Origin of the sequence: Rhizobium sp. NFR07, assembly GCF_900111905.1 — a bacterium.
Taxonomy (GTDB): domain Bacteria; phylum Pseudomonadota; class Alphaproteobacteria; order Rhizobiales; family Rhizobiaceae; genus Neorhizobium.
Genome location: NZ_FOKM01000003.1, coordinates 557933 through 570501, shown reverse-complemented (window position 1 = coordinate 570501; position 12569 = coordinate 557933). Strand labels below are relative to the sequence as shown.

Below are 12569 nucleotides of genomic sequence, written 5' to 3'. Positions count from 1 at the left end.
AGCCGCCGCTCCGAGCGGATACCCATGGAATAGCCGATGATCAGCATCCGCATCATCAGTTCTGGATCAATCGAGGGGCGACCTGTGGTGCTGTAAAAAGGCTTCAACTGCGCTCGAACGCTGTCCAGTTCGAGATGGCGGTCAATCCCGCGCAGCAGGTGTTCGGCGGGGACGTGGTCATCGATACAGAAATCGTAGAAGAGCTGCGCCGGAGCCGCCTGACATCCCATCATCGCTCAATCCTCCGCAAATCAATGCGGCGATTGAATCATGACAACGCAGCACCGACAACGCCGAGTTTTTCAACAGTATCGGCCGTTAGCGGTCATGCAACGAAACCGTCCCACTGTTTCATCGACCGTGCCTCTCTGGCCCTCGTGCGGAATCCGCTACTCTAGTCTCCTACACGCTGGCCGGTCGTGGCCGCAGCACTCTCATCCCGCCGATCGCCTCGTCCCGATCAGCGCGATCAATTCCCCGGACATGGCAAAAAAAGCGGGATTGACGTTTACGCAAACGTCAATATTTTAGCGATGGAGTTTCGCCGGTTTTGCCGGCGCGCAGAGGAGGAGTTTGCGCATGCCCGTCTACAAAGCCCCGGTCCAGGATACGCTGTTCGTGCTGAATGACGTGCTCGGCCTCGAACGCTACGGCAACCTGCCGGGCTTTTCCGATGCCACGCCGGATATGGTCGAGGCGATCATCGGCGAAGCGGCCAAGGTGGCCGAGGAAGCGCTATTCCCGATCAACCTGTCGGGCGACCACGAGGGCTGTACCCGCCATGACGACGGCACCGTCTCGGTGCCGAAGGGCTTCAAGCAAGCCTATGACCAGTATTGCCAGGGCGGCTGGATCGGTCTGGCCGTGCCGGAGGAATTCGGCGGGCAGGGGCTGCCCTACACGCTGCACGCCGCCGTCGGCGAATATATGTCGTCCGCCAACATGTCTCTGATGATGTATCCGGGCCTGACGCAGGGCGCGATCGCTGCCATCCTCGTCCACGGTTCGGACGAGCAGAAGGCCACCTATCTGCCGAAGATGGTCGAGGGTACGTGGTCCGGGACCATGAACTTGACGGAACCCCATTGCGGCACCGATCTCGGTCTGCTGCGCACCAAGGCCGTGCCGCAGGGCGATGGCTCCTACAGGATTTCCGGCCAGAAGATCTTCATTTCCGCCGGCGAACACGGCATGACCGACAACATCATCCACCTCGTGCTCGCCCGCATCGAGGGCGCGCCGGAAGGCACCAAGGGCATCTCGCTGTTCATCGTGCCGAAGTTCATGGTCGGCGAGGACGGATCGCTTGGGCCCCGCAACGGCGCGACCTGTGGCGCCATCGAGGAAAAGATGGGCATCCACGGCAATTCCACCTGCGTCATGAACTATGACGAGGCGACCGGTTACCTGATCGGCGCGGAAAACAAGGGCCTCTCGGCCATGTTCGTGATGATGAACGAGGCCCGGCTCGGCGTCGGCCTGCAGGGGCTGTCGATCGCCGAGATCGCCTATCAGAACGCCGTCGCCTATGCCAACGAGCGCATCCAGGGCCGTTCCTTGTCGGGCGCCAAGGCCCCGGACAAGAAGGCCGATCCGATCATCGTCCACCCGGATATCCGCCGCTCGCTGATGACGATCAGGTCGTTCAACGAAGCCGGCCGCGCCTTCCTGCTCTGGACCGCGCTGAAATCCGATATCGCCCACCGCTCGCCGGACGAGGCGGAACGCCAGAATGCCGACGATCTCCTCGGCCTCGCCACTCCGATCCTGAAAGGCGTGCTGACCGACAAGGGTTTTGACCACGCCGTCATGGCCCAGCAGGTCTTCGGCGGCCACGGCTATATCGAGGAACACGGCATGAGCCAGTATGTCCGCGATGCCCGCATCACCATGATCTATGAGGGCGCCAACGGCATCCAGGCGCTCGATCTGGTCGGCCGCAAACTGGCGCTCAACGGCGGCCGCGCGGTCATGGCCATGTTCAAGGAAATCGGCGATTTCTGCGAGGAAAACCGCGCCGACGAAAACATGGTCCTTTACACCAAGGGCCTGAAGAAGGGTTTGAACGACCTGCAGGCAGCCACCATGTGGTTCATGCAGAACGCCATGGCCAAGCCTGACAATGCCGGCGCCGGCTCGACCGACTACATGCACCTCTTCGGCCTCGTCACGCTCGGCTATATGTGGGCAAGGATGGCCAAGGCCGCGCAGGAAAAGCTTGCAGCCGGTGACGGCCGCGAGGACTATCTGAAGAACAAGCTGGTGACGGCGAAGTTCTATATGGAGAAGGTCATGCCGGAGACGACGCTGCGCAAGGTGCGCATCGAGGCGGGTGCGGATAGCGTGATGGAACTGGCAGCCGAGGCGTTTTGAGGAGCTGAGGCGGATCCCCTCACCAACAAAATCTAAGGCTTAGCCTTCGTCTAAGATCTTGATTTTGTAACCTCTCCCACAAGGGGAGAGGTAGGTGCCGAGAGCGCGGCACCGGTATCTCTCCCCCCTGTGGGAGAGAAGGCAATTTCGAAATCTTAGCGCAGCTAAGTTTCAGAAATTGCGAGTGAGGGGGTGAGGCGCGCCCGGCGTAATCGAGCGCCGAATGCCCTGAACCCGAGCGAAGCGCTCGGCGGGCATGGAAAATTCAAGGGTGCCCACCGCACCCCAAAAGATGACACGGGAGAGACGACACCATGACCGAAGTCTTCATTTACGACCACGTGCGCACGCCGCGCGGTCGCGGCAAGAAGGATGGATCGCTGCACGAGGTCCCCTCCGTCCGGCTCGCCGCCAAGACGCTGGAAGCCATCCGCGACCGCAACGGGCTCGACACCGAAACCGTCGACGACATCATCATGGGCTGCGTCGATCCGGTGATGGACAGTGGCGCCGTCATCCCCAAGGCCGCCGCCTTCGAGGCCGGTTATTCGACCAAGGCGCCCGGCATGCAGATCTCCCGTTTCTGCGCCTCGGGCCTCGACGCCATCAATTTCGGCGCGGCTAAGATCGCCGCAGGCTCCGACGACATCGTCATCGCCGGTGGCGTGGAATCGATGTCGCGCGTCGGCATGGGCATGTCCGGCGGCGCCTGGTACATGGACCCCTCGGTCAACTTCCCGGCCTATTTCATGCCCCAGGGCGTCTCCGCCGATCTGATCGCCACCAAATACGGTTTCTCCCGCGATGACGTCGACGCCTATGCCGTCGAAAGCCAGAAGCGCGCCGGAAAGGCCTGGGATGCCGGCTACTTCAAAAACTCCGTCATTCCGGTCAAAGACCAGAACGGCCTTACCATCCTCGACCGCGATGAGCACATGCGCCCGACGACGGACATGCAGGCGCTGGCATCCCTCAACGCCTCCTTCCAGATGCCCGGCGAAATGGGCGGCTTCGAAGCCGTCGGCATCCAGGCCCATCCGGAAATCGAGAAGATCACCTATGTCCACCACGCCGGCAATTCCTCCGGCATCGTCGATGGCGCTAGCGCCGTCCTGATCGGCTCGAAGGCCGGCGGTCAATCGATGGGCATCAAACCCCGCGCCCGCATCCGCGCCTTCGCCAATATCGGCTCCGACCCCGCCCTGATGCTGACCGGCCCCGTCGACGTCACCGAAAAGCTGCTCGCCCGCACCGGCATGAAGATTTCCGACATCGACCTGTTCGAGCTCAACGAAGCCTTCGCCGCCGTCGTCCTGCGCTACATGCAGGCCTTCGACATTTCCCACGACATCATGAACGTCAACGGCGGCGCCATCGCCATGGGCCACCCGCTCGGCGCCACCGGCGCGATGATCCTGGGCACCGTGCTCGACGAACTGGAACGCCGCGACCTCAACACCGCGCTTGTCACGCTCTGCATCGGCGCCGGCATGGGCACCGCCACCGTCATCGAAAGGGTCTGACCATGGCCTTCAACACCGGCACGATCGAAGACGAATACGCCCATGTCACCGACCACTGGTCGCCGCGGGTGATCGCCGATCTCAACGGCCAGAGCGTCAAGATCGCCAAGGTCAGGGACCAGCTCACCTGGCATTCGCACCGCGACGAGGACGAGCTGTTCCTCATCTGGAAGGGCGAACTGACCATCGAGTACCGCGACCGCCCGCATGTCCATCTGAAGGCCGGCGATTTCCACGTCGTGCCGAAGGGCGTCGAGCATAATCCGGTGGCCGCCGAGGAATGCTGGATCATCCTGTTCGAGCCGTCGCAGACCAAGCACACCGGCGATGTCGTGGTCGAAAAGACCAGATCGCTGGACGAACAGCGCAGCCACCTGTCGGCCTGATCGGGGAGGAGAACCCAATGACCTACAAGAACTTTTCCATCGAAACCGACGCCGACGGCATCGCGCTCGTCACCTGGGACATGCCCGACAAGTCGATGAACGTCTTCACCGTCGAGGTGATGGATGAACTCGAGGCCCTCTTAAAACAGACGGTGGACGACGCCGCCATCAAGGGCGTCGTCTTCACATCCGGAAAGTCCTCCTTCTCCGGCGGCGCCGATCTCACCATGATCCGCGGCATGTTCGCCATGCTGCAGGAAGCGACAGCGAAAGATCCCGAAACCGCCAAGCAGAAACTGTTCGAAACCGCCGGCCGCATGACCTGGCTGTTCCGCGCCATCGAGACCAACGGCAAGCCCTGGGTCTCGGCCATCAACGGCACCTGCATGGGCGGCGCGTTCGAACTGTCGCTCGCCTGCCATGGCCGCGTCGTCTCCAATTCGAAAGCCGTCAAGCTGGCGCTGCCCGAGGTCAAGGTCGGCATTTTTCCGGGCGCCGGCGGCACCCAGCGCGTGTCGCGCCTCACCGATGCCCAGTCCGCCCTGCAGATGATGACGACCGGCCAGTCGCTCGCCCCGGCGCGCGCCAAGGCCATGGGCCTCGTCCATCAGGTGGTCGAGCCGGATCAGCTCGTCACGGCGGCAAAACAGATGATCAAGGACGGCCTGAAACCCGTCGCCCCCTGGGATGAAAAGGGCTTCAAGGCCCCCGGCGGCGGCGTCTGGACGCCCCAGGCTGCCCAGCTCTTCCCGGCCGCCCCCGCCATCCTGCGCCGCGAAACCGCCGGCAATTATCCCGGCGCGCTCGCCATCCTCAAATGCGTCTATGAAGGCCTGCAGCTTCCCTTCGATACGGCGCTCAAGGTCGAGCAGCGCTATTTCACCCAGATCCTCGGCACCACCGAAGCGTTTTCGATGATCCGTTCGCTGTTCATCTCCATGCAGGAACTGGGCAAGGGCGCCCGCCGCCCGGCCGGCGTGGAAAAGAGCGAGTTCAAAAAGGTCGGCGTCGTCGGCGCCGGCTTCATGGGCGCCTCGATCGCCTATGTCACGGCCGCAGCCGGCATCCCCGTCGTGCTCATCGACCAGACCCAGGAAGCCGCCGACAAGGGCAAGGCCGTCTCCGAAAAGCTGGTGGCCGACAGCGTCGCCAAGGGCCGGCTGACCAAGGAGGAGGGCGAAAAGCTGCTCTCCCTCGTCACCCCGACGCCCGATTACGCGACGCTTGCCGATGCCGATCTCGTCATCGAGGCGGTGTTCGAGGACCGCAAGGTCAAGAAGGCGGTCATCGAACAGGTGGAAGCCGTCATTCCGGCCACGACCATCTTCGCCTCCAACACCTCCACCCTGCCGATCTCGGGTCTTGCGGAAAATTCAAAGCGCCCGGACCAGTTCGTCGGCGTGCATTTCTTCTCGCCGGTCGAAAAGATGATGCTCACCGAAGTCATCCTCGGCGAAAAGACCGGCGACAAGGCACTCGCCACCGCGCTGGATTTCGTCGCAAAGATCAAAAAGACCCCGATCGTCGTCAACGATACCCGCGGCTTCTTCGTCAACCGCTGCGTCTTCCGTTATATCAACGAGGCCTATGACATGCTCGCCGAAGGCGTGCCGGCCGCGATGATCGAGAATGCCGCAAAAATGGCCGGCATGCCCGTCGGCCCGCTGTCGCTCAACGACGAGGTCGCCGTCGATCTTTCCCAGAAGATCATGAAGGCCTCCATCGCCGATCTCGGCCCCAAGTCAGTGAAGCCGGAACACATGGCCCTGATCGACAAGATGGTCGACGTTCTCGACCGCCGCGGCCGCAAGAACGGCCAGGGCTTTTACGATTACCCGGCCAAGCCGGCCAAAAAATCCCTCTGGCCGGGCCTCAAGGACCTCTACCCGCAGAAACCGGCCAGCGACGTGGATGTCGCCACGCTGAAACAGCGTTTCCTCGTGACGATCGCGCTGGAAGCCGCCCGCACGGTGGAGGAAGGCATCGTCACCGATCCGCGCGAAGCCGATGTCGGCTCCATCCTCGGCTTCGGCTTCGCCCCTTACACGGGCGGCACGCTGAGCTATATCGACGGCATGGGCGTGAAGACCTTCGTCGCCCTGGCGGAAAAGCTCGCCGCGATCTACGGCGATCATTTCAAGCCGACCCCGCTGCTCAAGGACATGGCGGCGAAGGGCGAGACGTTCTACGGCCGGTTTGACCCGTACGGGGAGGTGGGGAAGGCGGCGTGAGCCGCCTTCTTATGTAAGAGACTGCTTTGAGGGTTAACGTACGGCATGCCGTATTTCATCAGAAAGCAGGTCTACCTCTTCAAGCCGGAAAAGCTTGGCTCCAGCTTTTTCGAAGTCGTTTCGCAAGTTTTCGATAAAACGATCTGGTTGCGTACCGAAATCACCGACAACAATTAGGCGTTTGTCTAGCGTTTCTGATAACGCTTTACCTTCGAGAATACGCTTCCCAGCCTCGGCGAGGCCTCGTTGGGGAGTATCGAAGCGCGCTGCGTCAATTAGATTATAGACACCATTCTGGTATCCGTAGTCTGCTTGCACGTTCACTCCATATTGATCGATATGAACGGGGGCAGGGCGCCTATCAAGTAAGGCCAATACGCCGGCTTCTTTAAATGCGCTCGTGAGCATTGTGTTGATCCGCTCAGTCTTTTTAGACTGTGAGTGCCATGTTACTAACTCACGAAATAGCTTCTCAACGACGACAGCTACCGTCTGTCCAGCTACGGCGTTTAAATCAGTCAGTCGGAATAAGTCCATTCTTTTGGCGTTGAACTCCTCAATCCGCATTGAGGACGCGTCTAGCTGTGAGAAATGATGGCTTACCCGTTGTGCAAAATCATGAAGGGCGCTCTTGAAAAAAGTCGTGTTGATTTCGCCGAAGAGTTTTTTGACGCGCGAAAGATCTTCGGCAAGCCGTAGGTCCACTTTGCCACGGCTCGTATCGAAAACGACAACGCCCACGTTAATATATTCAAATCGTTCAGGAAAAGGGCTAAATTGCACGATGGAATATAACAGGTTCATTGGTTCCATTTCACGCCTCCTTTCCACTCAAATCGAGTTCTAGCTGAGCGAAAGCTGCACTTGGCATCCAATCCCTCATTAGCCTTGCCCGTGCTATTAACAAATTGGCCAATCGATTGGCCAGAGGTGCTGTAAATCCCCACTGGGGCGGCGGTGAGGCACATATCTCATTTATGTCACCCGCCGTTATGGCGCACAAATCTTCAATGGCGGACTTTAAATCGGCACGAGTTATGATTGAAACGAACTCATTAAATAATCCGTAAACTCTCTGCTCTGTCGCCCATTCATCATTGATCTCCGCCTCAAGCGAAGTTTCGGCGAAAGCATGGCTATGATCAATTACAAGGAGCTGCGTTTTCCTTTTGTCGGCATTGAATAATATATTGTCATAATTCAGAATTCCGCCATTCGCTTCTTCTGCAAACCGATCCTTGTTTCTGATCCAAGTATCGAAGACCACGAGGCGCGCAACATCACTAGGATGTCGCAAATTTGCCAAAAGTTTGGAGTTCGGCGACAGACTTTGTGCCTGCTCCCAACGTGAGAAAAATGCGGGGCCCGCTTCAACTGAGATGAAGGGATCCGCCGTTTCTATCTTAGGTATCTCCAAAATGGCAAAATCTGGAGTACGTAGGCCAATTTTGGCAGCCAATTCGCCAGCAAGTAATTCTGCGACTAGGGCATCTAGGCCTGCGCGGTTGCCCATGTATTTTACCAGCGCCGGACCCGCGTCAGTCACTACATGTAGCGGTTTTGTGCTGGTCAATAGAACGCGGTTTACTCGTTCAATTCGACTCGGTTGCCAATTCGCACCAGCTTCCAATTTCCACCCCCGTTTGCCCAAGGTGCAGACTAGAAGGCGGGAATGTAATTTCAATAGATTTATTGTCGGTTCTCTAAGGCTGGGTGAGTTATTGCGGAGAACGGCTTTGATTAATTCGAACACAAGACGTCTGGTTTAAACGCGCGATTTATGGTTCGGTCACCTTCTTGCCTCCCGTCCCACGCGCCCTAACCTACATCTGCCCCAACCAACCGAGACTCCCCGTGAAATTCAAGCTGCAGGACGACGGGCTGGCGATCGATATTCTGCGCCTGCCGCGCATCTTCGTGCATGGCGATTTCGCCTTGATCGTCTTCATTCTCAGCTTCTTCTTCATCTTCGGGGCAAAACTGTCCGTCGCCTGGCTTGGCGCTGCTGTCGTGGTTGCGGCCGGCATCGTGCTCTCCATCCTCGCCCATGAACTCGGCCATGCGCTCACGGCCCGCCGCCTTGGCTTCTATCCGCTCCTCATCCGCCTCCATGGCGGTGGCGGCGAGGCGGTGTGGGAGGGGCGCCCGGCGACGCGGCGCGAGCTTCAGCTCATCACCCTCGCCGGACCGGTCGTCAACTTTGCCATTGCCGGCATTCTTCTCGGCGCCTGCCTGCTCCTCAAGCCGGAGCCACCGACCTTCGATCCCGAGATGCTGCGGTTTTCCCGGCCTCCGCCGCTCATCGCCGCGCCGATCCTGCAGGCGCTCGAATGGCTCGGTTGGATGAATGTCGTCTGGGCCATCGGCAATCTCCTGCCGGCCTATCCGCTCGATGGCGGCAGGATCCTGAACGAGTTCCTGGAGCCGTGGATCGGTTATTATCGCACGCTGTTCTGGATCGGCCTTTCTGGCGCAATTCTCGCCGTCATCGCAAAAGTCGTGTTCGTCATCGGCCTGCTGGTCGGCGTTTTCTTCTGGGCGCCGCTCTCGGTGCGCTTGAATTGGTCGGCACTGCAGGCCGGTCGGGCTGCCTTTGCCCGCAGCAGGCGGGGACGTTCCTGACCCCCGTTTCAATGAAATCAGAGGATTGTTGCTGATTTCATCCCCACCCCAAAAACCCATGCCTACAATCCCCTCGTCTCCGTCGCCGGAGTGTTTCGCGAGACGTTCGCGGGCAGGCGGGGGCCGGCGCTTTCGTCCGAACCGTAACGTGCGGCAAGGGCGAAAGGGGTGAAACTCATGGAACGGGTGTCGCAAGGCAATCGCTCCTATCAAGCCTTCCCCCGGCAGCCATGCCGGGTTCGGTTGAGCCGTCCAAGTGTGGGAAACCACATGCAGCGAGGCGAGAGGATCATCCGTAGGGGCCGGAAGCCCCGACAAAACGCCGAAGGCCACGCGAATGCGGAGCCACAGACTAAAATCAAAGTGAGGTTCCGCATTCGTGTGGGCTCTCCGATGAAGGACGAAAGTGCCCGGTTCGCCGGAAAAACGGAAGCAGGCAGAGACGCGGGGCCGACCGGCCGCGCGAACGATGAAACATGCCCGAGAGGAGGGCGAGCGATGGCGATGAGCAAGGAAGAATGGATGCGCCGGGTGGCAGAAGCGAATGCCCAGCCCGCCTATTTCGGCCTGACATGGGGCGAGTTCGACAGTCTACCGGAGCGCGAGCAACACCGCATACGCCAGCGGGTGACGCAGTTCGCCGCCACCCATATCGGCTTCTGGAAGGATTGCGATCTTTCCAAATGCCGGCGCGCCAAGCGCTGCTGCGGTTTTCTGACCGAGGCCCAGTATGCCATGGGCTATAACAAGGCCTATCCCCCTTGCGCACGCAAGCAGGAAGCGAGACGGGCGAAAATATATGCGGGTCTTGAGGCACTCGAAGGGCGCCGCGACGACACGCCCAAATATGCCGGCCGCCCGTCGGATCGCGAGGAAGCGGAGTGATCCCCAACGCCCCTCCCATGCGGCAGAACCGGCTTTCGGGCCATTGCCCCAAGCTTGAGCAAAAATTATTCGCATTTGCCGCTTTCGGCGGCAGTTTTCTTTCCTCCCAACGCTCCTATTTTCTGCGATTGAGACGCCAGCTCATTCGTTGGAGAATACCTGAAATGACCCTTTTCAAAACCGCCCTGAAGGCAGTCGCCGCCGCAGCCCTCTTGCAGGCCGCCTTCGCGCTGCCGGCCGCCGCCGGTGAAAACCTCGACAAGATCAAGTCGGCCGGCGTCATCCGCATCGGCACCGAAGGCACCTATGCGCCCTTCACCTTCCACGATGCGTCGAACAAGCTCGTCGGCTTCGATGTCGAGATCGGCGAAGCGGTTGCGGCAAAGCTTGGCGTCAAGGCGCAGTTCGTCGAAGGCAAGTGGGATGGCCTGATCGCCGGCATCGATGCCGACCGTTACGACGCCGTCATCAACCAGGTCGGCATCACCGATGCCCGCAAGCAGAAGTATGCCTTTTCCGAACCCTATATCGCCTCCAAGGCGGCGCTGATCGTTCGTGACGGCAATGACGAGATCAAGTCCTTCGACGACCTGAAGGGCAAGAAGGCGGCCCAGTCGCTCACCAGCAACTACGGCAAGATCGCCGAAAAGGCCGGCGCCGAACTGGTCGGTACCGACGGTTTCGACCAGTCGATCCAGCTGGTTCTCACCCGCCGCGCCGACGCCACCATCAATGACAGCCTTTCCTTCCTCGACTTCAAGAAGCAGAAGCCTGATGCCCCGGTGAAGATCGTCGCTGAAGAGGCCGATGCCAGCTATTCCGGCATCCTGCTGCGCCAGGGCGATGACGAACTGGTCGCCGAGGTCAACAAGGCGCTGGCCGATATCAAGGCCGACGGCACCTACAAGACGATCTCCGACAAGTATTTCGGTCAGGACGTCTCCAAGTAACGCCCGAAGGTCGGCGCAGGCTTCGCCTGTGCCACGACAGATTGTGTGATAAACGAAACGTCCGGCTCGGTGCCGGGCGTTTCGCTTTGAGTGAAGAGTAAAGGATCGGGCCGTGCCGCATTGGCTTCAATTGATGATGGATTCGCTGCCGACGCTGTTATGGGCGGGCATCAAGTTCACCGTGCCGCTGACGCTTCTGTCCTTCGCCTTCGGCCTTGCGCTCGGCCTTCTTACCGCCGTCACCCGGCTGTTTGCACCGCTGCCGCTGGTGATGATCGCCCGCTTCTACGTCTGGGTCATCCGCGGCACGCCGCTCTTGGTCCAGCTTTTCGTCATCTTCTACGGCCTGCCGAGCGTCGGCATCCTGCTCGATGCGTTTCCGGCGGCGCTCATCGGCTTCACGCTCAATATCGGCGCCTATTCGTCGGAAATCATCCGCGCCGTCATCGCCTCGGTGCCGAGAGGTCAGTGGGAAGCGGCCTATTCGATCGGCATGAACTGGCGCCAGGCCATGGCCCGCACCATCCTGCCCCAGGCCGCCCGCGTCGCCGTGCCGCCGCTCTCCAACACCTTCATCTCGCTGGTCAAGGACACCTCGCTTGCCGCCGCCATCACCGTGCCGGAACTCTTCCAGTCGGCGCAGCGCATCGTCGCCACCACCTATGAGCCGCTGATCCTGTATATCGAGGCGGCACTGATCTATCTGGCGCTGAGTTCCGTCCTTTCGACGCTGCAGGTCAGGCTGGAGCGCCGCTTCTCCCGTTACGGCGGCATGCTGGAGGCCAACCGATGATCGAGCTCTCCCACATCAACAAGAGCTTCGTCGAATTCCAGGTTCTCGACGATATCAGCCTGCAGGTCACCGAAGGCAGCGTCACCGCGCTGGTCGGCCCGTCCGGCGGCGGCAAGAGTACGCTGCTCCGCTGCATCAATCTCCTCGAAATCCCGACCTCCGGCACGATCCGGCTGGGCGATGCGGTGGTGGAACTTTCGCCCGGCAAAAAGCCCGGTTGGAACGAGATCCAGAAGATCCGCCGCCAGACCGGCATGATTTTTCAGAATTTCCAGCTCTTCCCCCATCGCACCGCGCTGGAAAACGTCATGGAAGGCCTGGTGACGGTGCTGAAATGGCCGCGCGAAAAGGCGAATGCCCACGCGCGCGAACTGCTCGCCAAGGTCGGCATGGCGCACAAGGCTGATGCCTGGCCCTCGACGCTGTCGGGCGGCCAGCAGCAGCGCGTGGCGATTGCCCGCGCACTCGCCATGTCGCCGCGCGTGCTTCTCTGCGACGAGCCGACATCTGCGCTCGACCCGGAACTGGCGACCGAAGTGGTCGAAGTGCTGAGCAAGCTGGCAAGCGAAGGGACCACCATGGTCATCGCGACCCATGACCTGCGCCTCGCCTCCCGCGTCGCCGATCACGCCGTGTTCCTCGAAGCCGGCAAGGTGGTTGAGCAGGGCCCGGCCGACCGCGTTTTCGGCGCCCCGCAGCAGGAACGCACCCGTCGTTTCGTCTCCTCCATCAACGCCTCGCAGGGCGGTTACGGAGAGGGAATCTGACTACCTATCCTGTTGGAAAGAAAAGTCTTTTGTCCGATA

The 12569-nt window shown here is 60.5% G+C and carries 12 protein-coding genes; 9 read left to right on the top strand and 3 right to left on the bottom strand.

Translation table 11 applies throughout. The features are described from left to right. Positions 1-233, bottom strand: a 233-nt coding sequence (locus BM216_RS09695; RefSeq protein WP_143102739.1) for a transposase, incomplete at its 3' end; no start/stop codon positions are given. A 346-nt stretch (positions 234-579) separates the two neighbouring features. Here BM216_RS09695 and BM216_RS09690 point away from each other — a divergent pair. The 4 genes from BM216_RS09690 (at position 580) to BM216_RS09675 (ending at position 6513) form a co-directional block, all read left to right on the top strand. Beyond that, positions 580-2373 carry an acyl-CoA dehydrogenase C-terminal domain-containing protein gene (locus BM216_RS09690; protein ID WP_092998408.1) on the top strand — a complete coding sequence of 598 codons (1794 nt, stop codon included), beginning with the start codon at positions 580-582 and terminating at the stop codon, positions 2371-2373. A gap of 314 nt (positions 2374-2687) precedes the next feature. Then, positions 2688-3896, top strand: a complete 1209-nt coding sequence (locus BM216_RS09685; protein ID WP_092998406.1) for an acetyl-CoA C-acetyltransferase — start codon at positions 2688-2690, stop codon at positions 3894-3896. 2 nt (positions 3897-3898) lie between these two features. After that, a complete protein-coding gene (locus BM216_RS09680; protein ID WP_092998404.1) occupies positions 3899-4282 on the top strand; it encodes a cupin domain-containing protein in 384 nt (127 codons plus the stop codon). A gap of 17 nt (positions 4283-4299) precedes the next feature. Beyond that, entirely contained in the window at positions 4300-6513 is a 2214-nt protein-coding gene (locus BM216_RS09675) for a 3-hydroxyacyl-CoA dehydrogenase NAD-binding domain-containing protein (protein ID WP_092998402.1), read from the top strand. Positions 6514-6546: 33 nt separating this feature from the next. Here the strand turns inward: BM216_RS09675 and BM216_RS09670 are convergent, their stop codons facing one another. Both BM216_RS09670 and BM216_RS09665 read right to left on the bottom strand, forming a co-directional pair. Beyond that, positions 6547-7326, bottom strand: a complete 780-nt coding sequence (locus tag BM216_RS09670) for a DUF3037 domain-containing protein (RefSeq protein ID WP_092998400.1) — start codon at positions 7324-7326, stop codon at positions 6547-6549. A gap of 1 nt (position 7327) precedes the next feature. Continuing rightward, positions 7328-8026: a HipA family kinase gene (locus tag BM216_RS09665; RefSeq protein WP_092998398.1), complete on the bottom strand. Its 699-nt coding sequence runs from the start codon at positions 8024-8026 to the stop codon at positions 7328-7330. 341 nt (positions 8027-8367) lie between these two features. On the opposite strand from BM216_RS09665, the gene BM216_RS09660 reads away from it, so the two are divergent. From BM216_RS09660 to BM216_RS09640, 5 genes are all read left to right on the top strand, one after another. Continuing rightward, on the top strand, positions 8368-9135 hold the full coding sequence (locus BM216_RS09660) for a site-2 protease family protein (protein ID WP_092998396.1): 768 nt from the start codon (positions 8368-8370) through the stop codon (positions 9133-9135). A 498-nt stretch (positions 9136-9633) separates the two neighbouring features. Next, complete coding sequence (locus BM216_RS09655; RefSeq protein WP_092998394.1) at positions 9634-10020, top strand: hypothetical protein; 387 nt, start codon at positions 9634-9636, stop codon at positions 10018-10020. Positions 10021-10184: 164 nt separating this feature from the next. Then, the gene (locus BM216_RS09650; protein ID WP_092998392.1) at positions 10185-10970 is read left to right on the top strand and encodes an amino acid ABC transporter substrate-binding protein; all 786 of its coding nucleotides are present in this window, start codon (positions 10185-10187) and stop codon (positions 10968-10970) included. Positions 10971-11082: 112 nt separating this feature from the next. Next, complete coding sequence (locus tag BM216_RS09645; protein WP_092998390.1) at positions 11083-11763, top strand: ABC transporter permease subunit; 681 nt, start codon at positions 11083-11085, stop codon at positions 11761-11763. Continuing rightward, on the top strand, positions 11760-12530 hold the full coding sequence (locus BM216_RS09640; protein ID WP_092998388.1) for an amino acid ABC transporter ATP-binding protein: 771 nt from the start codon (positions 11760-11762) through the stop codon (positions 12528-12530). Before BM216_RS09645 ends, BM216_RS09640 begins: the two co-directional genes overlap by 4 nt. Positions 12531-12569 lie beyond the last annotated feature (39 nt).